General features: G+C 62.7%; 18 protein-coding genes and 4 tRNA genes. 8 read left to right on the forward strand and 14 right to left on the reverse strand.

Annotated features, from left to right (window positions below; genetic code table 11):
* Positions 1–13: 13 nt before the first annotated feature.
* The 3 genes from AC1L34_RS10800 (at position 14) to AC1L34_RS10810 (ending at position 3,612) form a co-directional block, all read left to right on the forward strand.
* The gene (locus AC1L34_RS10800; protein WP_424324235.1) at positions 14–1,669 is read left to right on the forward strand and encodes a DNA repair helicase XPB; all 1,656 of its coding nucleotides are present in this window, start codon (positions 14–16) and stop codon (positions 1,667–1,669) included.
* A 118-nt stretch (positions 1,670–1,787) separates the two neighbouring features.
* Positions 1,788–2,945, forward strand: coding sequence for a pyridoxal phosphate-dependent aminotransferase (locus AC1L34_RS10805; RefSeq protein WP_424296253.1), 1,158 nt, complete (start codon positions 1,788–1,790; stop codon positions 2,943–2,945).
* 40 nt (positions 2,946–2,985) lie between these two features.
* On the forward strand, positions 2,986–3,612 hold the full coding sequence (locus AC1L34_RS10810; RefSeq protein ID WP_424296250.1) for an alpha-ketoglutarate-dependent dioxygenase AlkB: 627 nt from the start codon (positions 2,986–2,988) through the stop codon (positions 3,610–3,612).
* Between the two features lie 7 nt (positions 3,613–3,619).
* On the opposite strand, the gene AC1L34_RS10815 is transcribed toward AC1L34_RS10810, so the two are convergent.
* From AC1L34_RS10815 to AC1L34_RS10845, 7 genes are all read right to left on the reverse strand, one after another.
* The gene (locus tag AC1L34_RS10815; RefSeq protein ID WP_480034763.1) at positions 3,620–4,486 is read right to left on the reverse strand and encodes an oxidoreductase; all 867 of its coding nucleotides are present in this window, start codon (positions 4,484–4,486) and stop codon (positions 3,620–3,622) included.
* Between the two features lie 2 nt (positions 4,487–4,488).
* Positions 4,489–6,222 carry an adenylate/guanylate cyclase domain-containing protein gene (locus AC1L34_RS10820; protein ID WP_424296247.1) on the reverse strand — a complete coding sequence of 578 codons (1,734 nt, stop codon included), beginning with the start codon at positions 6,220–6,222 and terminating at the stop codon, positions 4,489–4,491.
* A 69-nt stretch (positions 6,223–6,291) separates the two neighbouring features.
* Entirely contained in the window at positions 6,292–6,846 is a 555-nt protein-coding gene (locus AC1L34_RS10825) for a YceI family protein (protein ID WP_480034764.1), read from the reverse strand.
* A 180-nt stretch (positions 6,847–7,026) separates the two neighbouring features.
* Complete coding sequence (locus AC1L34_RS10830) at positions 7,027–9,786, reverse strand: IMCp domain-containing protein (protein ID WP_480034765.1); 2,760 nt, start codon at positions 9,784–9,786, stop codon at positions 7,027–7,029.
* Positions 9,787–10,002: 216 nt separating this feature from the next.
* Positions 10,003–10,076 (reverse strand) — tRNA-Phe (locus AC1L34_RS10835).
* 29 nt (positions 10,077–10,105) lie between these two features.
* Positions 10,106–10,179 (reverse strand) — tRNA-Asp (locus tag AC1L34_RS10840).
* 87 nt (positions 10,180–10,266) lie between these two features.
* Positions 10,267–10,339 (reverse strand) — tRNA-Glu (locus AC1L34_RS10845).
* A gap of 447 nt (positions 10,340–10,786) precedes the next feature.
* On the opposite strand from AC1L34_RS10845, the gene AC1L34_RS10850 reads away from it, so the two are divergent.
* Positions 10,787–10,859, forward strand: a tRNA-Lys gene (locus AC1L34_RS10850).
* Between the two features lie 314 nt (positions 10,860–11,173).
* Positions 11,174–14,221 (forward strand): MMPL/RND family transporter, encoded by a 3,048-nt coding sequence (locus AC1L34_RS10855; RefSeq protein WP_480034766.1) that lies wholly within the window; start codon positions 11,174–11,176, stop codon positions 14,219–14,221.
* Positions 14,222–14,237: 16 nt separating this feature from the next.
* Here the strand turns inward: AC1L34_RS10855 and AC1L34_RS10860 are convergent, their stop codons facing one another.
* Positions 14,238–15,128, reverse strand: coding sequence for an alpha/beta fold hydrolase (locus AC1L34_RS10860; protein ID WP_424322469.1), 891 nt, complete (start codon positions 15,126–15,128; stop codon positions 14,238–14,240).
* A gap of 113 nt (positions 15,129–15,241) precedes the next feature.
* Between AC1L34_RS10860 and AC1L34_RS10865 the strand changes: the two genes are divergently transcribed.
* Positions 15,242–16,144, forward strand: a complete 903-nt coding sequence (locus tag AC1L34_RS10865; RefSeq protein WP_424294203.1) for an alpha/beta fold hydrolase — start codon at positions 15,242–15,244, stop codon at positions 16,142–16,144.
* A gap of 77 nt (positions 16,145–16,221) precedes the next feature.
* Here the strand turns inward: AC1L34_RS10865 and AC1L34_RS10870 are convergent, their stop codons facing one another.
* The 3 genes from AC1L34_RS10870 to AC1L34_RS10880 are packed head-to-tail and all read right to left on the reverse strand — an operon-like array spanning position 16,222 to position 18,655.
* Positions 16,222–17,148 carry a type IV toxin-antitoxin system AbiEi family antitoxin domain-containing protein gene (locus AC1L34_RS10870; RefSeq protein ID WP_480034767.1) on the reverse strand — a complete coding sequence of 309 codons (927 nt, stop codon included), beginning with the start codon at positions 17,146–17,148 and terminating at the stop codon, positions 16,222–16,224.
* Positions 17,149–17,204: 56 nt separating this feature from the next.
* Entirely contained in the window at positions 17,205–18,113 is a 909-nt protein-coding gene (locus AC1L34_RS10875; protein ID WP_424325662.1) for a copper resistance D family protein, read from the reverse strand.
* Positions 18,114–18,121: 8 nt separating this feature from the next.
* Positions 18,122–18,655 (reverse strand): copper resistance CopC family protein, encoded by a 534-nt coding sequence (locus tag AC1L34_RS10880; protein ID WP_424296095.1) that lies wholly within the window; start codon positions 18,653–18,655, stop codon positions 18,122–18,124.
* A gap of 115 nt (positions 18,656–18,770) precedes the next feature.
* On the opposite strand from AC1L34_RS10880, the gene AC1L34_RS10885 reads away from it, so the two are divergent.
* Positions 18,771–20,792: an NAD(+) synthase gene (locus tag AC1L34_RS10885; protein ID WP_480034768.1), complete on the forward strand. Its 2,022-nt coding sequence runs from the start codon at positions 18,771–18,773 to the stop codon at positions 20,790–20,792.
* A 15-nt stretch (positions 20,793–20,807) separates the two neighbouring features.
* Here AC1L34_RS10885 and AC1L34_RS10890 read toward each other — a convergent pair whose 3' ends face one another.
* Positions 20,808–21,497 (reverse strand): nitroreductase family protein, encoded by a 690-nt coding sequence (locus AC1L34_RS10890; protein ID WP_424296091.1) that lies wholly within the window; start codon positions 21,495–21,497, stop codon positions 20,808–20,810.
* A gap of 116 nt (positions 21,498–21,613) precedes the next feature.
* Entirely contained in the window at positions 21,614–23,053 is a 1,440-nt protein-coding gene (locus AC1L34_RS10895; RefSeq protein WP_424296089.1) for a WS/DGAT/MGAT family O-acyltransferase, read from the reverse strand.
* 163 nt (positions 23,054–23,216) lie between these two features.
* On the opposite strand from AC1L34_RS10895, the gene AC1L34_RS10900 reads away from it, so the two are divergent.
* Entirely contained in the window at positions 23,217–23,933 is a 717-nt protein-coding gene (locus AC1L34_RS10900; protein ID WP_424296087.1) for a hypothetical protein, read from the forward strand.
* Between the two features lie 88 nt (positions 23,934–24,021).
* On the opposite strand, the gene AC1L34_RS10905 is transcribed toward AC1L34_RS10900, so the two are convergent.
* Positions 24,022–24,969: an acyl-ACP desaturase gene (locus AC1L34_RS10905; protein WP_424322695.1), complete on the reverse strand. Its 948-nt coding sequence runs from the start codon at positions 24,967–24,969 to the stop codon at positions 24,022–24,024.
* Between the last annotated feature and the right edge of the window lie 45 nt (positions 24,970–25,014).

Genomic DNA, 25,014 nt, shown 5'->3' on the forward strand with positions numbered 1-25,014 from the left:
GGACAATGGTTCCGTGACTGACGGACCCCTGATTGTGCAATCGGACAAGACCCTCCTGCTGGAGGTCGACCACCCGGGTGCTGCGGCGGCACGCGCCGCTATTGCGCCCTTCGCCGAGCTCGAACGCGCCCCCGAGCACGTGCACACCTACCGCGTCACCCCGCTGGCCCTGTGGAATGCGCGCGCTGCTGGCCACGACGCCGAGCAGGTCGTCGACGCCCTCGTCACCCATTCCCGATTCCCCGTGCCGCAGCCGCTGCTCGTCGACATTGTCGACACCATGGGCCGCTTCGGCCGACTGCAGCTGGTTAAGAACCCGGCGCACGGACTCACTCTGGTGAGCCTCGACCGCGCCGTGCTCGAAGAAATCATGCGCAATAAGAAGGTCGCCCCCATGCTGGGCGCGCGCCTCGACGACGACACGGTGGTCGTGCATCCCTCCGAACGCGGCCGCCTCAAGCAAATCCTGCTGAAAGTCGGGTGGCCTGCCGAGGACCTCGCCGGGTACGTCGACGGGGAAGCCCACCCCATCGCATTGGCCCAAGACGACTGGCAGCTGCGCGACTACCAAGAACTCGCCGCCGACTCCTTCTGGGCTGGCGGCTCAGGCGTTGTGGTTCTGCCATGCGGTGCCGGTAAGACGATGGTCGGCGCGGCAGCGATGGCGAAAGCCGCCGCCACGACGCTGATTCTGGTGACGAACACCGTCGCCGGACGACAGTGGAAACGAGAGCTGATCGCCCGGACCACCCTGACCGAGGATGAGATCGGCGAGTATTCCGGCGAACGCAAGGAGATCCGCCCGGTCACCATCGCGACCTACCAGGTGATGACGCGCAAATCGAAGGGCGAGTACAAAAATCTCGACCTCTTCGACTCCCGAGACTGGGGACTCATCATTTACGACGAGGTCCACTTGCTTCCCGCGCCCGTCTTCCGGATGACGGCCGATCTGCAGTCTCGTCGGCGTCTGGGGCTCACGGCCACCCTGGTTCGCGAGGATGGCCGCGAGGGCGATGTCTTCAGCTTGATTGGCCCCAAGCGGTACGACGCCCCGTGGAAAGACATCGAGGCGCAGGGTTGGATTGCGCCCGCCGAGTGCATCGAAGTTCGCGTCACCATGACTGACGAAGAACGACTGCAGTACGCGGTCGCCGAGCAGGCCGAAAAATACAAGCTGTGCTCCACCGCGCATTCCAAATTGCGGGTGGTTAAGTCGATTCTGGAGCAGCATCGCGGTTCGCAGACGTTGGTGATTGGCGCATACATCGATCAGCTTGAGGAGTTGGGCCGCGAACTCGACGCCCCGGTGATTCAAGGGTCGACGCGAAACGCGGAGCGCGAGAAGCTCTTCGATGCATTCCGCCGCGGAGAACTGCAAACGCTCGTGGTGTCGAAGGTGGCGAACTTCTCCATCGACCTCCCCGAAGCATCGGTGGCCGTGCAGGTCTCGGGCACTTTTGGTTCGCGCCAGGAGGAAGCACAACGGCTGGGTCGTTTGCTGCGTCCCAAGGCCGACCACGGTCGGGCACACTTCTATTCGGTGGTCTCCCGTGACAGTTTGGACGCCGACTACGCCGCCCACCGCCAGCGTTTCCTCGCTGAGCAGGGGTACGCCTATCGCATCGTCGATGCGAGCGACATCGTAAATCCCCCGCTTTCCGACTAACGGTCGTGCCGTAACCAGATTTGCGTGGCGACATGCCGCGTAGCGCGGCGTGTCGCCACGCAAATCGTTCTCACCACCCCGGGGCCACCTCGCGACCCCAATATGCCAACCTGGACGCATGCCACTGGTCGATCGCATGCGCCCGTTTACGTCCACGATTTTCGCGGAGATGTCGGCGCTGGCCGTCGAGCATGACGCGATCAATCTCGGCCAAGGATTCCCGGACACGGACGGTCCGGCGTCGATGCTGGCGGCTGCGGTCAATGCCATCAAGAGCGGCGACAACCAGTACCCGCCCGGCATCGGAGTGCCCGCGCTTCGGCACGCGATCGCCGAGCACGAGCGCGACTTCTACGGGATCGAACTCGACGCGGACACGCAGGTCCTGGTGACTGTTGGCGCAACCGAAGCCATCTCCGGGGCCATCCTCGGATTAGTGGAACCCGGGCGTGAGGTCGTCATGATTGAGCCGTACTACGACTCATACGCGGCCTGCGTAGCACTCGCGGGAGGCGTTCGAAAAACGGTCCCCCTCGTGCCCGACGGGGACGGCTTTGTCCTCGACCGCGACGCACTCGCCGCCGCTTTCGGACCCAATACCGCTGCTGTGCTGGTTAACTCGCCGCACAATCCGACCGGCACTGTGCTGAGCAACGACGACCTCGCCGAGATCGCCAGACTGACGGTCGAGCACGATGCGGTTGCCATCAGCGATGAAGTGTATGAGCACCTGCTGTTTGACGGCCGCAGGCAAACGCCGCTGTCGACGCTCCCGGGGATGGCCGAGCGAACGCTCCGAATCTCCAGCGCAGCGAAGACCTTCAGTTGCACGGGCTGGAAGGTTGGGTGGCTCACCGGCCCCGCGAATCTGGTGGCCGCGGCCCGGGCAGCCAAGCAGTTCCTCAGCTACGTGGGTAGCGGGCCGTTCCAGCCGGCCGTCGCGCACGCCCTGCGTACCGAGATGGCGTGGGCCGAACGCAACGGTGCCGATCTTGAACGGAAGCGGACCGTCTTGTCGGACGCCTTGCGGTCAGCTGGATTCGACGTCCACCGCAGCGAAGCTGGCTATTTTGTGTGCGCCGACATCCGCCCTCTCGGCCACACAGACGGTGCGCAGTTCTGCCGCGAACTTCCGGCCCAGGTCGGCGTCGCTGCTGTCCCGGTCAGTGCGTTCGTGGACGACACGGCGTCCTGGCAACATCTTGTTCGGTTTGCGTTTTGTAAGCGCGATGAGGTGATCGCGGAAGCGGCGGATCGGTTGCGGTCACGACTTTAGGTCTAGCACATACGTTCGATTGCGGGCTACACTCGAACGCATGAGCACGGGAGTCCAAGCGTCGCTGTTCGACGATCCGACCGACACCGACCTCGCACCGCTGCACGGGCACATGCTTCGTCACGAACTCACCGAGGGCGCGTGGGTGGACGTCCGGCCGGGCTGGATCTCGGGTTCCATCGACATGTTCGACACGCTGGTCAACGACGTCCCATGGCGGGCTGAGCGTCGAAAAATGTACGACAGCGTCATCGATGTCCCGCGACTGCTCTCCTTCTACGACCATCAAGCTGCCCTTCCCCACCGGATGCTCCCGCGCGCCCGCGCCGCGCTCAACGAGCATTACGTTGACGTGATGCCTGAAGGGTTCGCGACGGCGGGTTTGGCGCTGTACCGTGACGGCTCCGACAGTGTCGCCTGGCATGGCGACCGCATTGGCAAAAGCAGAACCAACGACACGCTCATCGCGATTGTCTCGCTGGGCTCACCGCGAAGTCTGCTACTACGACCGCGCGGCGGCGGCCCGTCGCGCAAGTTTGTCCTCGGTTCTGGCGATCTGCTCGTGATGGGCGGTTCTTGCCAGCGCACCTGGGATCACGCCGTCCCCAAAGCCGCGGGGGCGGGCCCGCGCATCAGCGTCCAGTTCCGACCTCTTGGGGTCAGATAGACAGCCGTCACAGATCAAACGAGACCTCGGTAAGTTCCTCCGATGCGGCCCACAGGCGATCTCGCGCCGACTGGTCATCGGCCACCCCGCGGTAGCGTGCAGGCGACGGCGCACCCCGCAGCGCCCACTTCGGCCCCCAATAGCTACCGGTCGGGACATCCATCGTCGCCGCGTACAGAGCTGGCATCGCACCGGCATCGGGACTCTGCCCCACCTTCAGCTTCTCGCCAGCTCGCATAAGGTAGTCCACGGGGGTGTCCGAACCGGTCATCAAGTCGGTCATCGCATATCCGGGATGGGCAATTCCGACGGTCACGTGGGACCCACCGGCGGTGAGCCTGCGCGCCAGTTCCCGACCGAACACCATGTTCGCGAGCTTGGAATCCCCATACGCCGACCACCGGTTGTAGCGACGCGTGGTCCAGTTCAAGTCGTCGGGACGGATCTGGCCCAAATTCTGAGCCAACGACGACATCACGATTACCCGCTCTCGAACCTTGCCGAGCACCAATCCGGTAAGCGCAAAGTGCCCGAGGTGGTTGGTGCCCATCTGCATTTCGAAGCCATCAACAGTCCGAGTCATCGGCAACGCCATCACTCCGGCATTGTTGATCAGCACATCGAATTCACCTATGCCGTCAGCAAATTCGCGGACCGATGACAGATCAGCCAGGTCGAGGTGCGCGACGGTTGCCGACTTTCCGAGTGGATCGGCAACGGCAGCAGCCTTCTCCAAGTTGCGGCAGGCGAGCGTTACGTGCGCGCCAGCGGCGACGAGCCGTGTGGCCATTGCCGCCCCGATGCCAGCATTCGCCCCGGTGACGACATAGTGCCGACCTTCTTGCGCGGGCATATCTATTGCTGACCAATTCATTGTCAGGGCTCCTTAATGGTGGTTCGGCTGGCACGGTCACGTGGGAGAGCAAACTTTACGAGATCGGACAGGACCGCGCCCAGCGAGGGTGGTTCCGGGCGAGTGAGGAGTTCTCGGGGCGCAAACACTTCCGTCGGTTCGGGGCGCCCGCGCAGGGTTACCCGGTCCACCCGACGCCAGTGCGACGCCTCCTCGGCACCCGCGTGCCCGACGGCAATGCCCGTTGCGTACACCGGCGAGTATCCTTCTTTCGCGCGGTCGGACAACCGGGCTGACTCATTCACTGAGTCGCCGATGACCGTGTATTCGTAGCGTGTCCGCGCTCCGATATTGCCTGCGAACACCGTCCCATATGAGACAGCCATGCCCCACTCGAGCGGGAGTCCTTCGCTCAGCTTCACGCCCAGTTTGCGCGCGGCCATCAATGCCGATTCTGCGGGGTTCGCCAGGGGCTCTGGAGCGCCAAAGACGACGAGCGCGGCATCTCCTTCGAATTTGTTGATAAAGCCGCCGTACTCTTCGACAACTTCCGCGACGATCGAGAAGAACGCATTGAGCACGGCTGCGGTCTCGCGGGGGTCACGTCGCGCAGCGAACGACGTCGAACCGGTGATGTCGACGAAGATTACGGCAACGTCCGTATTGGATCCGACGAGCTCCCCGCCTTGTTCCATGGCCAAATCAGCCACACCCGCACCGACGTGGCGGGAGAAGATCACTCGCATTCGATCACGTTCTTCGAGACCGTCGAGCATCTCGTTGATACCCGCCTGCAGCACCCCGATCTCGGAAGCATCGTAGACCGCGGTGCGCTGGGTGAGGTCGCCTTCACCCGCGGCGATCATCACATCACGGATTTCGTTAAGGGGGTCACGGATTGCTCGCCCCACGAGGCCGACAACGCGACCACTCGAAGCGAGGGCGATAAAGGCCAGGAAGGCAACGGGCCAATCGAAGGAGTCGCGCACTTCGGGGACCACGTCGATATAGCGGCCGATGATGACAGCGAGCATGCCGACCATCGGCACACCTGCCGACACGATCCACACCACGAACATCCGTTCGCGGATTCCGTGCATCGCATCGCGGAGCGCTTCGCCGCCGAGGGCAAGCATCACCAGGGGGCGCGCTGCGCTCTCGATAAACATGTACGACACGCACCCGGATGTGATGGCAGCCAACACAAAAGCAACCGCCATGGCCAGCATCAGCATGGGTTCGGCTTGCGCCACCAGCAGGTAGGCGACGTAGGCGGCAACCCAGCCGATTGCATCGGCATAAACCAACCGCATGGGGATCACTTGGACGTCGTGGCTGCGTTCGTCGTCGGCAGGTGCACCGCCGACAAACCACTCGAACTGCGGTCGCAGGAAGGCGATTGCCGTGAAGGCGCTAACAACGATGCCGACGATGGTCGCGAATGCCACGGCAAGCATCCCGGGGTCGTCGCCGGTGACGTGAAGCGTCAACCCGCCAACGCCAAACGACAGGTACACGGCGACGAAAGTTTCGACGCTAATGAGCACCTTGGCGCCGATCATGATGAATCCACCGATCAACACTGCGCGGCGGCCGACCTTCTTGCGTGTTTCCATGTCGGTGGCACGCCATTCGGCTGCCACCGCCTCGTTGCCACCTTCGACCAAACGCCCACCAAAGTAGGCGACCTTTAGCCTGCGATCGATCCAGTCGGCGAAGCGATGCAAATCAGCCCTTGTCTGACGCTGCAAAGACAAATCACCTCCCGGCCGAATGGAATCTCACTGAGATTACCCAAGACCGGGAGGTGATGAGGCGTAGCGACCTTATGCAGCGCGAGTGGCTTCGATCTCCAGAGTGATGGCGATCTTGTCGCCAACGACGGTGCCGCCGGTTTCGAGAGGCATTTCGATGTCGATGCCGAAGTCCTTGCGGTTGATGACGGTGGTGGCTTCGAAGCCAGCGACCGCACCGTGGCCCATGCCGGGGTTAACGCCGTTGTACTCCATCTTGAGGACAACGGGCTTGGTGACACCCTTGAGGGTGAAGTCACCGGTCAGCTTGTAGTCATCGCCATCGGCTTCGACGCCAGTCGAGACGAAGGTGGCGGTCGGGAACTGTTCAGCGTCGAAGAAGTCTGCCGATTTGATATGGCCGTCACGCTGCTCATTGCGGGTATTGATCGAGGTCACGTCGATTTCGGCCGTTACGGCCGGGGTGCCGTCTTCGGCGATGGTGACCGCGCCGGTAAAGGTGTCAAAGTTTCCGCGAACCTTGGAGACCATGAGGTGGCGAACCGAGAAGCCGATGGTCGAGTGAACCGGATCAATGTTCCAGGTGCCTGCGGCCAGATCGGTGGGGGTCAAGATTGCAGTCGTCATGTCGTTCTCCTTGGGTTCGTGATGTCGAAGGCGGTTGGGCGTTCGCGGCCACTATCGCCGCACACACGAAGCATAACCGGACCGCGGTCCGGATAATTCCGTGTGTGATCGCATTCACAGAAAACGCCGGTCGAGATAAGACTCGACCGGCGCAATCTTGAAGAAAACAGCAGAAACGAACTAATCTTCGCCGCGATGACGGGCACCGCGTGAACGGTACGACGGATCCACGTGCCGACGAGCCTGCGCTTCATCAGACGCCGAGCCTGCTACACCGTCGTCCGGATGTTCACCGGTCGCCTTGTCGACCCAGCGGTGCCTACCCGCATCGCCCCGTGCCGTCAGGAACTGCGGCTGAGCCGCAGTGGGCCGCTCGACCTGTTCCTCATGCGTGACGCTCCGAACCGTGTCCGGGGCTTCCTCCACAATCGTCTCCACCGGCTTCTCCACAATCTTGCGGACAATGACCGGCTTCTCGACGACGACGATCTGCTCGATTTCCTTCTCGACGATCTTCTCGACCTCGACGTAAACCGGCTTCTCGACCACCTTCTCGACGATGTGCTCGACGGGCTTCTCCACGATGCGCTCAACAACATGGTCAAAGCGCTTCTCGATAACGTTCTCGACGAGGACGGGAGTCTGGACGTTCTTGTCGAACTCTCGTCGGACATGCTGCTCGACGACATTCTCGATGATCTCGGGCCGTTCCACGATCTTGTCGACCACATGCTCGACAGGCTTATCGATCACCTTCTCGACAATGTTCGGCTGCTCCACAATCCGTTCGATGATGCGGTCGACGGGTTGCTCGATCACCTTCTCGATGACGTTGGGTCGCTCCATCACCCGCTCAACAATCCGGTCTACGGGCCGTTCCACCACCTTGTCGATGATGTTCGGAACTTCCACAATCCGCTCAACCACGCGGTCGACCGATTGCTCAACCACCTCTTCGACCACATTCGGGACTTCGACGATCCGTTCCACCGGGTGATCGATGGAAACTTCCACCACATTCTCGATCACGTTGGGAACCTCAACAACACGCTCGACGGTGTGGTCAACCGGGGTTTCAACGACTTCTTCGATCACATTGGGAACTTCAACGATCCGCTCCACGTTGCGATCTACCGGCTTCTCGACGTCCGCAATGATCACGTTCGGCATTTCCACGACACGTTCCACCACGTGGTCGACCGGCTTCTCAACCACGCTGTCGGTGACCGACGGAACTTCCACGGTCCGTTCGATGACATGCTCGACGGGCTTCTCGATGATCTGCTCGATCAGCTCCGGTTTCTCGACAATCCGCTCCACCGTGTGCTCGACGGGGCTCTCAATGATCTTCTCGACCACATTGGGCTTTTCGACAATGCGGTCAAGGACGTGATCCACGGGCTGCTCGATGAGCTTCTCGGTAACGTTGGGAACTTCAACGAGGCGCTCGACGACTCGTTCCACCGGCTGCTCGATGACTTTCTCGACCACATTTGGGACCTCAACGATGCGCTCGACGATATGGTCGACGGACTTTTCGATGGGCTGGTCGACGAGTTGTTCGACGGTTACCTGTCGCGGAACCTCAACGACCTTGATGTTGACCTTGTCGACGAGGAGCTCAACTTCTTTGTCGACGATGCGCTCGACCGGTTTGTACACGATGCGTTCGACGGGAATCTCAATGTCCTTGTTGACGGTCGTGACGACCGCGTCGGCCTCATCCCCGTCGACGATTCGCTCGACGACCTTCTCAACCGGGCGGTACACAATCTTCTCGACCGGAACTTCGATTTCCCGTTCGACAATTCGCTCGACGGGAACTTCGCGAACCACTTCGATGATTTTTTCGACCGGCTTCTCGATGACCTTCTCGACGATCGATTCAACGGGAATCTCGACGACCTTATCGACGATGGTAACGATCGGCTTTTCCACCATTCGTTCCACGCTGATCGGCTTGTCGACAACGTCGTCAATGATCTCGACGAGAAGTTTCTCGATCTTGCGTCGCACTTCGGTGGGTCGATCGACAATGTCATCAACCACGGTGACGATGAGCTTTTCAACGAGGCGGCTGATCTCGACGGGCTTGTCGACAATGTCGTCAACGACGGTGACGACGGGCTTCTCGACCAGCCTACTGATCTCAATTTCGTGGTCGACGATGTCGTCAACCACGGTCACGATGGGCTTTTCGATCTTTCGCGAGATTTCGACGGGCGTTTCGACGATCTCGTCAACGAAGGTGACGGCCGGCTTTTCGACTTGCCGGCTGAGTTCGACCGGCTTTTCAACGATCTCGTCGGCGATCGTGACGACGGGCTTTTCCACCGTGCGGGCGATCTCGACGGGCTTGTCAACAATGTTGTCGACAATGGTGACGACCGAGTTTTCGACCATCCGCGGGATGTCGACGGGTTTGTCAACAATCTTGTCGACGACGGTAATGACGGGCTTTTCGACGAGGCGCGTCAGTTCGACCGGTTTGTCTGTGATCTCGTCGACGAAGGTGACGACAGGCTGTTCCACGAGGCGCGGTACGTCGACGGCGGGGGTGACGACGTTGTCAACGACGGTGACGACGGGTTTCTCGACGCGGCGGTGCACGTTCACCGGCTTGTCGGCGACTTCGTCTTCGATGGTGACGACAGGCCGTTCCACCATGCGGGTGACGGTCACGTCCTTGTCGGTCACTTCGTCGACGATCGTAATGACGGGCTTTTCGACGAGACGCGAGATGGTGGCTGGCTTGTCGATGATGGTGTCGACGGTGTCGACTACGAGTCGTTCGACGATGCGCTCGAGGGTGACGGGAACGTCGATGACCTTCTCGACGGGATTCTCAACGAGTCGTTGAACTGTGTAATCGCGGTCCACAACATTGTCGACAATACTGAGCGCCTGTTCGGTCACCTGCGGCGTTTCCTCGTTGGCCATCGCCCCTCCTCATCAATACCCAGCAGTCCACCGAAACACTGACATAGTGCGGTGGATTTGTCCTAGCCAAAACCCAGGTTACGCGGCGTTTGAATGACTCGGGCGCACCTCGGAAGGCCAGTCGAGTCCCTGTTGCCGACCCGCGATCTTTCCCGCTTTCAACACCAGCTCCGGATACAAGAAAATCCCCCTGGAGTTACCAGGGGGACTATCTTGTGGCCAGAGTCGGGATCGAACCGACGACCTTCCGCTTTTCAGGCGGACGCTCGTACCAACTGAGCTACCTGGCCAGAAGGCGTCAGTCGAAACCGATACCTAGCGACCCTGACGGGACTCGAACCCGCGACCTCCGCCGTGACAGGGCGGCGCGCTAACCAACTGCGCCACAGGGCCATATTCTTTTGTGCGTTTCGACCTTAGCCGATCTGCTTCCGTTCACCGAATCGGTGTTGGCAGCGTCTCGATGTTAGTCGATCTGCGTACCCCCTACGGGATTCGAACCCGCGCTACCGCCTTGAAAGGGCGGCGTCCTAGGCCGCTAGACGAAGGGGGCCGGTGTTCCCCGTTGGGAGCGAGACAAACTTTATGGCATCTACTCCCAGGAACACAAATCGGCTGGTCAGGAACCATTTTGAGGCGGTTTCCCTCGAGCCACGTTCAACAATAGCGTCCCGAGTCCACCTCGTCCAACCCCATCCCGGCTGCGCAAATCACTGGGCGCCCGTCCCCCGCCCTCCGTTCAGGTCTCCCCTTTCCGCATTTCTGTCACGATTCGACCAGATCGTCACCGATCGCGGGGTTTGGTGACGGTTGCGCAGACGCACGACGACGGTTTGTGACAGAAATGCGCAGATGCCGGGCGACGGCGGGCCCACTTTCGCCAAGGCAACACGCCACGGAGCGCAGCCCCACCCACGCGTCGTCGAACGCCGCGCGGGTGTGGATGCAGATCCTCGAACTCGGTTCGGTAGACTTCCTCTCGTCGCGCAGCACGCGTGATGCCCCTATAGCTCAGTTGGTAGAGCTACGGACTTTTAATCCGCAGGTCGCAGGTTCGAGCCCTGCTGGGGGCACCGGTGAAACCCCGTCGAGAAATCGGCGGGGTTTTTCGCATTTCCGCCCCACGACGACGCCCCCGCCGCCCAGACCCTTCACCGTTCCGGCATTTCGGGGCTCTCCACCCGCCCGAATCCCCCTTTTCTGTCACGAACCGTCGTCGTGCGTCTGCGCAACCGTCACCAAACCCCGCGATCGGTGACGATCTGGTCGTTTTGTGACAGAAATGCGGAAAGTCGGAGCGGAGCATGTGCCGACAATCACAGTAGACCAATCGGTATGCGTTACTTATGGTTACAGCTATCGATTGCCGACTGTCACGGGAGAAAATATGTCGCACGGTCAGAGCCGCACGTTTACCCGTGTTGGACGATTCGCCCACCGTTACGCCTGGTGGATCGTTGGATTCTGGATCGTCCTCGCCGCCGGACTCAACATCGCGGTCCCACAACTCGAAGTCACCGTCTCCAAAACTTCCGCCGACTTCCTGCCCCGATCGCTCCCCTCCAACGGTCACCTCGAGAACATGGCGCACGACTTCGGCGTCCCCACCTCGAACGCGGTCAGCAGCATTGTGTTGGTTGACGAGAAGGGCTTCGGCCCGGACGACGAGCGCTACTACGAACGCCTCGTCAAGGCCCTGTCTGCCAGCGACGACGTCGCCTACGTCGTCGATTTCTACCGCAGCCCCGTCACCCGGGAAGCCGCCGTCAGCCCCGACGGCAAAGCCGTCAACCTGATGATCGCCAGCGAAGGATCCGTCGGATCCACGCGCGCCCACCACGCCGCCAATGGCATCCGCAACATCATCGACGACACCCGTCCGCCCGCCGGCCTGCAGACCTTTTACACCGGCCCCACCGCGACCCTCGCAGACCTCTTCAGCGCCATCGACTTCTCACTATTGATCATCACCGGCGTCTCAATTCTGCTGATCACGCTGGTCATCTTCGCCGTGTATCGAAAGTTCTCGACGGCCGCGATTCCGCTGATCAGCCTGGCTCTCGGACTGGCTATTGTGCGGCCGATCGCGTCGTTCCTCGGCGGTCACGGCTGGCTGTCGATCTCGAACTTCACGATCGCGATCATGACCGCGTTAGTCCTCGGCGCCGTCACCGACTACGCCATCTTCACCCTCGCCGCCTATCACGAGGGCCGACGCCGCAAGCTCGACGTGGGCGACGCCGTCGCCGCTGCCAGCGGCCGCACAGGACCCGTCCTGGTGGCATCGGCTCTCACGATCGCGGCCGCCTCGGCGTCGATGATCTTCACCAAAATCGGCATGTTCAAAACCGCCGGACCACCCACCGCCATCGCCATCCTCGTGGTGTTGGCCCTCGCATTGACGCTGCCGCCCGCCCTCCTGTCGATCGCCGGTCGACGCGGCCTCGCCGAACCGGGCCCGTCCACCGAACGAAAATGGCGCGCGCGAGGTGCTCGGATCATGCGCCACGCTGGCATCTACGCCGCCGCCTCGCTCGCCTTCCTTCTCGGCTGCACAACACTCCTGCTCGGGCACCAAACCAACTGGGACGAATCGTCCATGTTTGTGCACGCCAACGAATCCACCCGCGGCTACGACGCCGTCTACAAGCACTACGGAAACAACGCGATCGCGACCGAATACCTGATCGTCCGCAGCAACCACGACCTCCGCAATACCTCCGACCTCGCCGCCCTCGAACTCGCCGCCGACGCCGTCGCACGCCTCGACTTGGTCGCGACCGTCCGATCCATCACGCGCCCCGACGGAAAACCGCTCGCTGAATCCGCGGCCGGCTATGTGCCTGGCCGCGTCGGTAAGGAACTCGACGGTGCCGCGAAACAGATGGCCGACGCCCGCCCCGACTTGCTCCGTCTCGCGAGCGGCGTCGACCAACTCTCCGCCGGTGCCGACGACGCCACGCGCCGCATGCCCGAACTCGTCGACGGCACCGACCAGGTTGTCACGATGGCCAACGGCGTTCTCGACTCCCTCGACGCAGCGCAGGCTTTCGTTGACGCCGCGACCGGTCATCGCACCGACCTCGCCGGCGCCACGACTTCACTGCGCGGCAGCCTGGACGCCGTCGCACCGCTCATCTCCGACCTCCGCGCCGCCGCAGCCGCCGCCAAACCCGCGATCGACGGCTTCGACCGGACCTTCGGGCCCCTCATCGCCAACCGCACGCCCGGCGCCTGTGCCCAGGATCCGGCCTGTTTGGCGGCCCGCGCCGCATTCGACCAACTCAACCGCGCCACCGACGGTCGTGCCCGCGACACCCTCACTCAGTTGCGGTCGGCAGCAGCGGTTCCCGAGCAAGCAACAGCGCGCGCCGAATCGTCGGTCAAAGCCCTCAGCGGTCTCCTGACACAGTTGCAAAGCATGCTCGGCCAACTCAACGGCCGCACGCCCGATCAGATTCGAGCCGACCTGAATCGCCTCACCTCGGGCGTCAATGAACTGTCCGACGGCATGACCCAACTCGCCGATGGCCTCCACCAAGTACAGGGCGGTACCGCTCAGCTGACGGCCCTCACCGACCAACTCCACGCTGGCCTACGACAAGCCACCGACTACCTCGGTGCCATGAGCCGGGCGACGTCGGATGGTCCCGGACGAGGCTTTTACCTGCCCGACGAGGCCCTCCACGACCCGCGCATGGTGGAGGGTGCCAAGCTGCTCATCTCCCCCAGTGGGCGCACCGCACGCATGATGGTGACCTGGAAAATTAACCCGTACAGCGGCGACGCCCTCGCCGCCAGCCGCACCCTGGCACCAGCCGCGCACAGTGCGCTCGCCGGCACCGGCCTGGCCGACGCCGAGATCTCCAATACCGGCCTCGCATCCCTGTCGGCCGACATGTCCGACCAACTCCACCGCGATCTCATCCTGTTCGGCCTCGTCGCCGTCATCGCCGTGACCATCGTGCTGATGGTGTTGCTACGCAGCATCGTCGCACCGTTGATCCTGGTGGCCACCGTCCTGCTGTCGTTCGCGGCGGTGATGGGCATCAGCACCTTGGTGTGGCAGCACATCATCGGGATCCCGCTCGACTGGTCCGTGGCACCGGTCGCCGGAATGGCCCTGATCGCTGTCGGCGCCGACTACAGCATGCTGTTCGCGTCCCGCATCCGTGAGGAATCCGAAGGTCGCGGGCTCATCTCCGGAGTGATCCGCGGGTTCGGCAGCACCGGCAGCGTCATCACAACCGCGGGCATCGTCTTTGCGATCACCATGTTTGCCCTCATGTCCGGCATCACCTTCAATCTGGTGCAGATTGGTTTCACCATCGGTATCGGCCTATTGATCGACGTCCTGGTGGTCCGATCAATCTTGGTACCGGCGACAATCGCCGTCCTCGGCGACCGGATGTGGTGGCCCGCTAAACCTGCCTGAGCGAGACGGAGTTGAGCTATACGGGAGCGACGGCGCGCGTCACTTCGCGAACCGCGGCGTCGAACTGCGGCACAAACTTCTCCGCACCAACCACGCAGCAGGCATGGCCCCCGGCCACGTCGAACCGTCGAGCTCCGGGAATCCCGTCGACCAGCAACTGCTGTCGTTCAGGTTGGACGATCTTGTCGTGCGTCGACACCACGACGGCGGTCGGAGCGGTGATTTCACCGAGCCACGGGCGCGAATCGAAATTGCCCATCGCCTCGCCGAACACTCCCTGCAATCCCAACGGTGTAGACACAACCTGAGCGAGGGCCCATTTGATGGGGTGCCCGGTGGCGTTGTCGAGCGCGCGGTCGGACGGGTTGGGCAGCACCCGGTCGACAAAAGTCAGCGCTTTGCCGATGCGATGCTCCAAGGCCAAGCGCCCCGGGTCGATGCTCGAAAAGTACGGGCCCGTGGAACACAGCACGAGCCCCGAAACCCGATCCGTGTGGCGTCGCCAGGCCAACTGTGCGATGCCGCCGCCCATCGAGAATCCGGCGGCGACAAACTGGTCAATCCCCAGAGCATCGGCCACGGCAATCACGTCGTCCGCGCAATCATCGAGCGAGAAGGTGTCCGATTCGATGCCGCGACCGTGCCGACGATGGTCCATCGTGATGACCCGATATTCACGTTCGAGTTCCGGGATCACCGGGTACCAACACAGCAGCCCGGTGGTCGAGACGGAGTGCAGCAGGAAGATGACGGGTCCGTCGGGCTGACCCGAATCGGTGATAAAGGTCGTGCCACGACCAGGGAGTTCGAGGCGACGACCGGTTGGGAGACTGGCCACCGGGTACGGGCGAACAGCGTGGCTGATGCCTCGCCGCATGGTGACGAAAGGGTTGCTCAGTCCTGGCATAACTCCAAGCTACACCGGTGCCGGAGGCGAGGTGTCCCTGCTCACAGTACCCTTTAAGACAAATGACAGTATCCGTCTCGCCTTGGAACGCTGTGATCTGCCATACTCGCGACGTGATTCCGATTGATCGTCCCAAGCTCGAAGGCTCCATCGCGGTCGGCGACGACCGCCGCCGACGCATCGGTTTTTCCGAGTTCGGCTCACCCGAAGGCCCGACGGTCGTTTGGCTGCACGGCACACCCGGCGCACGACGCCAGATCCCGCCCGAAGCGCGCGAATACGCGGAAGAGCGCGGCTTTCGCCTGATCGGCCTGGACCGTCCCGGTGTCGGCTCGTCGACCGCCCACAAGTACTCGTCGATCGCAGACTTCACCACCGACTTCCAAACCGTGCTCAACACCCTCGGCATCGACCGTTTCTCGGTGATTGGACTGTCGGGTGGCGGGCCATACTCGCTAGCGGTTTCCCATTTCTTGGCTGACCGCGTGGTGTCGACCGGAATCGTGGGCGGAGTAGCACCGATCAACGGCCCCGACGCGATCCAAGGCGGCGCCGTCCAGCTTGCACAGCACGCTGTGCCGCTGCTCAATGTGGCTGGTCGGCCCATCGGGTCTCTGCTCAGCACCGCACTTGGCTTTGCCCGCCCGATCGCCGATCCCGCTATCAGCCTCTACGGCAGGTTCTCACCCGAGGCTGACCGCGAACTGCTGTCGCGCCCGGAATTTCGCGCCATGTTCCTCGACGACCTGCTCCACGGCGGCAGCCGTCGCATGGAAGCCCCCTTCGCTGACCTGCAGCTGTTTGTCCGGGATTGGGGTTTCCGCATTAGTGATGTGGATGCGTACATCCACTGGTGGCACGGGGACGCCGACAACATCATTCCGTTCTCGCACGGCCAGCACATGGTTGAGCTGCTCCCCCATGCCGAACTCCACCACATGCCCAGCCAGAGCCACATCAGCGGCCTCGGGCACAGTGTCGAAATACTCGATGTACTTCTAGACGCCTGGGCTTGACACGCCTGGGCTTGGCGATTTGCGTGGCGACATGCCGCGCTACGCGGCATGTCGCCACGCAAATCGCAATCGGGTCGTCAGAACTCGGCAGCACCTCGCGCATTTAGCAGAGCGACCACCTGATCAATGCAGTCCTCGCCCGAATCGTTGAGCATGTGCCAGTTGAATTCCAGCTTTCGCCAACCAATGGCCTCCAGATGGTTGGCCTTGTTGATGTCGTTGGTGTGGCGGTCCTGATAGCGGTGGAAGGCCCAGCCGGAGATTTCGACGGCAACCTGCTGCTCCGGCCATGCGAAGTCCAACCGAAATCGGCCCGACCACATCTGCTGTACCCATCCGGTAATGCAGCGGCCTTTCAGCAAGCGGACAAAGAGCCTTTCGGCTTCGGACTCACTGTCGGAGCTGGCAACCTTCAGCAGCTTCCGCGCCTGGACAATGCCGTGCATGCCAGTGGCAGCGACTACCGCACGCTGGAGTTCGTCGAGACTGACCTGCCGGATCTGCAGCATTCGATCGAGGAACGCGCTGCCGTCCGGCAGTTCGACCGCCGCGATCAAAGCCGTCAGGGGTTTGATGGTCACAGCTAAGTCCCGACTCTGCGTCACCATTTCTGAGCGAAGTCCGCGGCGGCTCACTCGCACATCTACCGGCCAGTCAGTCGGGGCGGGTTTGTTCAAGCACGAGAGGCTCAGGGGCATTGGTAACTGCGTCAACATCCCCAACCACCAGGCAGCGGTGGTCCCGTCCGCTGTTCCGCGATGAGCTACGACCACCGCGCGGACCATGGCGGTTTCCGTGTAGTCGTGCGCGGATGACCGAAATACTCCCGGTGCTAACCGAAGCCACTCACCTCGACGAACTTTGCCGTCGATGTGATGTCGCGTGAGCCCGCGGTCGGCCGCCTGTTTGGTCGTGATGATCCCATCATGGGCGGCCAAGAACGCCGCCACCGCCCCGATATCCCCCATATGAATTAGACGCAGCGGGACGGCGATCGGTTCCATTCAATTTTGCGTGGCGACATGCCGCTCTGTGCGGCATGTCGCCACGCAAATCGAAACTAGATGACACCGGTCGTCGCTAACCCGGCCGCAAGCCCGAGCACGACCGCCAAAATCAGCAGTTCGCTGCCTGCGCGAATGATCGATTCGCGTTCGGTGACGCCGTGGCGGCGTGCGCGCGGCACCCACGACCTCCGGTGCCACCACGCGAGGCCCAACGTGACCGCGAGCAGCAGTGTTTTCGCAACGACCGTCCGCCCGTACCCGGTGTCCCACAGTTGGGAGCCGATTCCGAGTTGCACGACCGCCGCGATCACGCCGGTCGCGGTCAACGCGGCGACCACTGGCAATGCGCGAGAAGAGAATTCGGGGAGGATCCGCGCCCAACCGCCTTTGCCGCGTACGGTCACGATCAACGCGGCGAGGGTTCCCGCCCACCAGGCGGCACTCAGCGCATGGACGCCGAGAACCACGGGCACCCAAGCTGAGTGGCCGCCGTGCCCGGTCACCGACACCACGAGGATGCCGAGTGCTGCGACCATCGCGACGATCCCAATCGGCGGATCACCCCGCAATGCGAAAGCGCACCAGGCGAGCACAGTAAGGGAACCGAGTGCCCCGACCAGCACGGGCAGTCCCATTTCGACGCTGGTCGAAATGTCGGACAGCCCGACGTCGAACGGGGAAATCCCGGCGCGATCGGCCACTTGGAGCCAACCGCCGATCACGCTGGCGACGCCCCACACGCCGGCGGCTGTGACGATCGCCGGAACGGTCGGGGTGCCGCCTAGCTGCGGCAGCGTCCCCAGTCCGACCAGCAGACATAGCGCCGTCAATGCGACGGCTCCGGCCCACGACGACGCTTCGGGCCGGGCGAGGATCTGGCAGAAACCAACCCCTACGACAGCCAGTGCCAGACCGGCCGCGATGATCCCACCTCGCAACGACGTCACATCGCTCCCGGTCATGCCTTTGCTCAGCGGCGACGCTTCGACAGCAGCATCGCGAGAACGCCTGCAATCAGCAGGATTGCGACGACGCCACCGATGATGAACGGCCAGGCTTGGACGCCGTGATCGGTTTCCGGCTGCCAGTCGTCGGCCTGCGCACCGGGCGTGCCATTGCCCGCTGCGGTGAGTTCAAAGGTCCGCTGGCCTTCGATGGGATGACCATCGGCAGACGTCACGCGGTAGTTGATTTTGTATTCGCCGACCGGCCCGAGACCGTTGAGCGCGACAGACATTTGGGCGCCCTGAACGGTGGGTTCACCCTGCTGCCAGAAGTGGTTGTCGGGTCCGACGACCTTGAGGACTGCGTATTCGGTCTTGAGGTCTTCGTTGAATGTCAGCACGACCTCGGCGGGTGCGACGGCGACCTTGGCGCCGTTGTCGGGGTTGGACCCGATCAGTGCGGAGTGTGCGGCCGCGGTGCCGGCGAAGGCCCCCGCGAGCAATGCGACGGTAGCGACCAGCGCCATGACGAACGACGAGCGCGCGAACAACCTGGACATGCGTAGAACACCTGACCTTTTCCAGAATCCAAACGTGTGAAGAATCCACGGACTACGGGCGACGGGGCCGCCACACCTTCCATCGTGGCATGCCGTTAGCGATTAGCCTGAATGCGTGTCGCCCTATTCACACGGATTCGTCCGCCTCGCTGCCGCCGTCCCTCAGGTCGCTCTTGCCGACCCGCGCCAGAATGCTTCGCGCACCATCGAGTTAATTCATCGCGCTCACGAGGAGTCGGTGGCGTTGGTCGCGTTCCCCGAGTTGGGGTTGTGCGGCTACAGCGTCGACGATTTGGTGCAGCAGGATGCGCTGCTCGACGAGGTCGATGCGGGGTTGGCTGCGGTGATTGCGGCGACGGAGAATTTGGCGCCCGTGGTTGTGGTGGGTGCGCCGTTGCGGGTCGACGACTCGCTGTTTAACTGCGCGATTCTGATTCACGGCGGTCAGGTGTTGGGCGTGGCACCGAAGTCGTACTTGCCGAACTACCGCGAGTTTTACGAGCAGCGCTACTTTGCGGCCGCCCGCGACACGGTTCGCGACACCATTACCGTTGCCGGGCAGCGTGTTCCGTTCGGCAACGACTTAATCTTCGAGGCCGAGGATCTTCCTGGCCTGCGGATTCACGCGGAGGTGTGCGAGGACGGTTGGGTGGCAATTCCGCCGAGTACCTGGGCGTCGCTCGCTGGCGCGACGGTCCTGCTGAACCTGTCCGGCAGCCCTGTCACCGTCGGGAAACAGCAGTACCGGCGGTCGTTGGTGACGGGCCATTCGGCTCGCTGCATTGCCGCGCAGGTCTACGTGTCGGCGGGCTTTGGCGAGTCGACGACCGACCTCGCTTGGGACGGCGACGCCCTCATCGCCGAGAACGGCAGCCTCCTGGCGCGGTCGGAGCCGTTCTTGATGGAACCGCAATTGATCGTGAGCGACGTCGACCTCGACCGTATCCGCCAGGAGCGCGCCCGCATGATCAGCTTGCGCGACCAGGTTGGTGACTTCGCCGACCAGGCCCGCGCGCTACGCCGAGTCACATTCACGCTCGGGGTTCCGGAATCGGACACGACGCTGCGGCGTGCCGTCCCGCGTTTCCCCTTCGTCCCGACCGGTGCCGCCGACCGTGATGAGCGGTGCCGCGAGGTCCTCGCCATTCAGGCACAGGGGCTGGTCCAGCGTTTGCGTTCGACGGGCATCAACAAGATTGTGATCGGTGTTTCCGGCGGCCTCGATTCCACCCTCGCGTTGCTCGTCGCGGTTCAAGCGCTCGACGCGATGGGCTTGCCGCGCACTAACATCCACGCCTACACGATGCCGGGATTCGCGACTGGCGGGGCCACGTTGGCCCGCAGTCACGTGCTGATGGATTCGTTGGGGGTGTCGGGCAACGAGCTCGATATTCGGCCAGCGTGCATGCAGATGCTCACCGATTTGGGGCACCCATTTGCCGCTGGCGAGCCCGTCTACGACGTCACCTTCGAGAATGTTCAGGCCGGCCAGCGGACGTCACATTTGTTCCGCTTGGCGAACCATCTCGGCGGCATTGTCTTGGGGACCGGAGACTTGTCCGAGCTGGCGTTGGGTTGGTGCACGTACGGCGTCGGCGACCAGATGTCGCACTACAACGTCAACGGCAGCGTCCCCAAGACCCTGATCCAACACCTGATCCGCTGGAAGATTCACTCGGCGCACTACCTGCCGGAAACCATCGAGACGCTGCAGGAGATCCTGGACGACGTGATCTCGCCGGAGTTGGTTCCCGCTGGTGAAGACGGCCAGGTGCAGAGCACCGAAGATGCCGTAGGCCCGTACGAGCTCCACGACTTCTTCCTCTACTACCTCACTCGTTTCGGCTATCGCCCCAGCAAGATTGAGTACTTGGCGCAGCAGGCGTGGGGCAGCCGTGAGCACGGCGAGTGGTCGGAGATGATGCCCGAGTCCGAACGCAACGAGTACGACGACGCCACCATCAACAAGTGGCTGACGACTTTCTTGAAGCGGTTCATGGCGAACCAGTTCAAGCGGACGGCGATGCCAAACGGCCCGAAGATCGGTTCCGGCGGTTCCCTCTCGCCCCGCGGCGACTGGCGTTCCCCGTCCGACGCCTCCGCCTCGGCGTGGCTGCGGGAGCTGAATTCGGAGTAGCGATACGGCGCTGACCTACTCCCCCGATTCACCTTCAAGCACCCCACCCAGCGGTTCGCCGTCGAAGCGTTCGAGGGTGACGAATTCATGGACGCCTTCGCGGCGTAGTTTCGTGAGTTGTTTGACGGGCCGTCCGATGGGCAGGACTGCGGCGACGGCGAAGGTTGCGGGCATGCCGAGGAGTTTTTGCATCGCAGGTTCTTGGGCGGCGGCGACGGTCGTGATGGTGCCGCCCAAACCTGCTGCCCGCGCCGACGTCAAAATGTTCCAGACCAGCGGATACACTGAGGCACCTCCGACGATGCCGACGCGGTCAAGTTCGGAATCCATGGCCGCGACCAGCGACAGGTCGACAGCCACCACCAGCAGCAGCGGTGCTGCGCGCAACGGGGCGACGAACGCGTCAACGCCGGGCGTCGAGGCAAGATCTGCTTCGGTCACGGAGGTCTTACTTACCGTGTTCCAGGGCACCTCCCCAGCCCGTTTCTGCGCCAGGTAACGGCGGGCTGCGGGCTTGCTCAATTCGGCGATCTGGTCTTTCACTTTCGGGTCGCGCACCACAATTACGTGCGCGCCCTGGCGATTGCCACCACTGGGTGCAAATCTCGCGGTATCGAGGATCTGCCACAGCATCTCGTCAGGAACCGGGTCGCCGGTGAACTCGCGGGCCGCGAACGTGGTCCGGATGACGTCGTCGAATTCCATGTGGGCCTCCGTGTTCGGTGGGCCGGTGTGGCTTCCGCAGCGGTACGCGTTCGCCCCCGGCAGTCCTGATTTGGAAGCTACCCGCACAGACCGCTCAGGGGCGCGAGAATCGCCGACTACTCGCCGGTTACCTCGTCGTCCTGCTTTTCGAGGTCGGCGGCGACGACTGCCAGCAACTCATCGAGTTGGGTTTGGAACCCGTTGACCAAGTCCCACAGGTCGCTGACGAGGTCGGGGCACGAGAGCAGTCCGACGTTGAGCATTCCATCGACGGATATGACTGTGATGTTGAGTCCTAGTCCGTGGAAAATCGGCCCCATCGGGTACACGGCGGTGACGCGTCCCCCAAGCACGTACATCGGGCGGTTGGGGCCAGCGACGTTGGAAATGATCGCGTTAAACACTGGCGGGTGCATCCCCGACATCTGGCGGTCGGTGTACATCCGCATTAACGACCCGAGGGCCTGGCCGGGCGCGAACTCGGCGTAGGCGCGCAAAATGTTCGCGTCGATCCCCTGGTGATGATCCTTCGACTGGTTGGCGTATTCGCCAGCCAACCGGATGCGTTCGACGGGGTCAGCGCTGGTGGTGGCCAGGCGCGTGAACATGCCCGACACCTTGTTGGTGCCAGCCTCGATGAGGTCGTTCTCTTCCGCGCTGCGCACCGATACCGGAATCATGCCGACAAGCGGGGCGTCGGGAAGCTCGCCGCGCTCTTCCAGGTAGGCACGCAGGGCGCCGCCAGCCATGGCGAGGACAACATCGTTGAGCTTCACGTCGAAGTGATTCTTGATGCGTTTAAGGTCGTCGAGCGGCATGTTCGCGAACGCGAGACTGCGACGGGTCGTCAACGGAGCATTGAACGGCGTGCGGGGGGCAACGAATGGGGCGGGCATACCGTCGCCGCCGCGGGCGCGTTTGATCCAGTCGAACGGCACCGGAAGAGTTTTGGGGATCAGCTTCAGAGCGGCGATCGGCCGTTGCAGGAAGTAGTTGAACGCGCCAGCCACCGCAATGTCCGAACGCGAAGCGCCACCGGCAGTTTCAGCCACCCGCATGGCGTCAAGGGTGGGTGCCTCCGGCGATGCCGTGGCGAGTTCGTCGAGGATTTCGGCTACGGTCGCGCCGTCGACGCACGCGTGATGAATCCGCAGAACCAGCACCAAGTTGCCGTCGGCCATGCCTTCCAGAACCCACAGGTCCCACAACGGCTTCTTCCGGTCAAGGACTTGCCCGACGAGGTGGCCGCAGGTTTGGGCCATCTCGTCAATGGTGCCGGGCTCGGGGATTGCGATGCGGTGGACGTGACGTTCAATGTCGAACCCTTCGTCTTCCACCCACACCGGATGGTCGACGTTGGTCATCGAGTCCGCAAGTTTGCGACGCAATACCGGGAGCCCACTCACGCGTCGTCCCATCTCGCGGCGCAGACCCTCGAAGGTGTAGCCACCGGGAATCGTCGACGGGTCGATGACAACGATGGCCGCCACGCTCATCACCTGTGACGGCGTCTCCAGGTACAGAAACGACGCGTCGAGTCCGCTCAATCTCTCCATATTCGGACCTTCCTACTGCGACGGACGTGTCTGCTCGCTCGCCGGGACGGTCGTGCGTGCGCTTTCACAGTAGCGGGATCGTCGTTGGCGACATCACTGAGTGCCGTCAAATCTGAGCGCGCCCGGACCAGCGGCTAGGTGCCAGCCGCCACCTACCGTTATCGTGCCGTACGTTCGGACGACAAACCCCTCGTTGCAGCCACGATCGGCCGAGTCGGGCCTGCTGGCGCATCGATCGATCAAAGGAATTCTCCCGTTGAAGAACTCCACCAGGATTCGTACGACGGCCGCCGCCACAGCAGCAACGGCCCTTCTTGCAGGCACTGCCCTTGCCGGATCGGCCGACGCGCAACCCGCTACCCCCGGCGGAAACTGTGCGGTCGACGAGCGCAGCGCACAAACCACCATCCACAGCCTGATGGACGAATGCAGCAGTTCACAGATCGTCGAACTGTTCAAGGCCGCCGATGCAGGCCAACGGCCACCAGCCGGAAAGTATCGCCTGTACTTGCTACCCGTCCAGCAGTCTGCGACCGGACTCAAGGACTACGCCTCGGCGAAGAACTTCGTCACCATGCAAAGCAAACTCGGTGATGCCCTGCACTTTACGACGGGACCGCAAGGCCAGCCGTGGGTGCACAAGGAATACATCACAGGGTTGGATGCCGGGGCTCCCGTGCATTACGCACCGCGCTCGTTTGCCGATCGGGAACCGGTCTGGACTGCCGACTTCGTCCGCGACTTCGCTGGTATCTCCGTCAGCACCCACGAGTACCGGCAGTTGACGCCGACGGTGTGGATCGGTCGCGACTTCCTGGGCCCCGGAACCGCGACTGCTCCCCCGAAGAGCGGCGGCGCGATGGCATTCACCGCGTACTGACTCTTCGTATTTGAATCCCCGATTTGGCCAAAATCGCGTTTTGCGGTCAGTTAACCCCCAAATCGGGGATTCAAATACGAACGTTCGCTTAGACCCCGACTTTTTCTTTCTTGGCAGCTTCGCGAGCGAGGAACCGGTCGCGCTGCTCTTCAAAGCGTTTGGCATCGACCTCGGTCTTCTCCAACCACGCGGCCAACTCTTCGCGGGCCTTCTCGCCGCGACCGCCGAAGTCGTTGCGCTCGAAGATGTTCCACTTCCGCATGATCGGCCAGACGACGTCGTCGAGGTGCTGACGGATGTCGTAAATCCCGTGCTTGGCCATCATCAGGCTCATCTTGCGGAAGTTCGGCATGCCGATTCCGGGCATCTCGAAAGTCATGACGACGCTGGCAATGGCCTCCATTGCCTGGTCGGGGGCGAGGTCGAGCGCGGCGGCGCAGATGTTTCGGTAGAACACCATGTGCAGATTTTCGTCGGCCGCGATGCGCTGCAACATCCGGTCAGCGATCGGATCATTGCACGCCTTACCGGTATTGCGGTGGCTCACGCGGGTGCCGAGCTCCTGAACAGCAACGTAGGCAACACCGCGCATCAGTCCGTTGAGGTCGTCGGAGTGCGCGCCCTTCGTCATATTGACCATGCGGTCATTCTCGAGGGCGACGGGGTCAACGCCGCGGGTCACCGTCAGGTAGTCGCGCATGACGATGGCGTGCCGATTCTCTTCGGCGGTCCAGCGGCCCACCCAGGTGCCCCACGCGCCGTCAGGGGAAAAGTACTGAGTGATTTCGCGGTGGTACGACGGCAGGTTGTCCTCCGTCAGCAGGTTCAACGTCATCGCGGCCTTGGCGACCGGGCTCAGCTGCGACTGCTCGGGATCCCAATCCTCGCCGCCCATGGCAGCAAAGTTGCGGCCCTGATCCCACGGCACGTAGTCGTGCGGATGCCAGTCCCGCGCCAACGACAAATGCCGGTTCAGTTCCTTTTCTGCAGCGGGTTCGAGTTCGGTGAGCAGTTGCACTTGAGACAAATCAGGCACGGGTCGCGGTCTTCCTGCAGTTGGATGTGTGACTCAACGCACGGT

The organism is Gordonia sp. 34D (assembly GCF_056682775.1).

What these genes read in the sequence shown, in the direction of transcription:
- AC1L34_RS10805 (WP_424296253.1), top strand. Translation starts at nt 1,788, where the DNA reads ATGCCACTGGTCGATCGCATGCGCCCGTTTACGTCCACGATTTTCGCG.
- AC1L34_RS10810 (WP_424296250.1), top strand. Translation starts at nt 2,986, where the DNA reads ATGAGCACGGGAGTCCAAGCGTCGCTGTTCGACGATCCGACCGACACC.
- AC1L34_RS10815 (WP_480034763.1), bottom strand. Translation starts at nt 4,486, where the DNA reads ATGAATTGGTCAGCAATAGATATGCCCGCGCAAGAAGGTCGGCACTAT.
- AC1L34_RS10825 (WP_480034764.1), bottom strand. Translation starts at nt 6,846, where the DNA reads ATGACGACTGCAATCTTGACCCCCACCGATCTGGCCGCAGGCACCTGG.
- AC1L34_RS10830 (WP_480034765.1), bottom strand. Translation starts at nt 9,786, where the DNA reads ATGGCCAACGAGGAAACGCCGCAGGTGACCGAACAGGCGCTCAGTATT.
- AC1L34_RS10855 (WP_480034766.1), top strand. Translation starts at nt 11,174, where the DNA reads ATGTCGCACGGTCAGAGCCGCACGTTTACCCGTGTTGGACGATTCGCC.
- AC1L34_RS10860 (WP_424322469.1), bottom strand. Translation starts at nt 15,128, where the DNA reads ATGCCAGGACTGAGCAACCCTTTCGTCACCATGCGGCGAGGCATCAGC.
- AC1L34_RS10870 (WP_480034767.1), bottom strand. Translation starts at nt 17,148, where the DNA reads ATGGAACCGATCGCCGTCCCGCTGCGTCTAATTCATATGGGGGATATC.
- AC1L34_RS10875 (WP_424325662.1), bottom strand. Translation starts at nt 18,113, where the DNA reads ATGACCGGGAGCGATGTGACGTCGTTGCGAGGTGGGATCATCGCGGCC.
- AC1L34_RS10880 (WP_424296095.1), bottom strand. Translation starts at nt 18,655, where the DNA reads ATGTCCAGGTTGTTCGCGCGCTCGTCGTTCGTCATGGCGCTGGTCGCT.
- AC1L34_RS10890 (WP_424296091.1), bottom strand. Translation starts at nt 21,497, where the DNA reads ATGGAATTCGACGACGTCATCCGGACCACGTTCGCGGCCCGCGAGTTC.
- AC1L34_RS10895 (WP_424296089.1), bottom strand. Translation starts at nt 23,053, where the DNA reads ATGGAGAGATTGAGCGGACTCGACGCGTCGTTTCTGTACCTGGAGACG.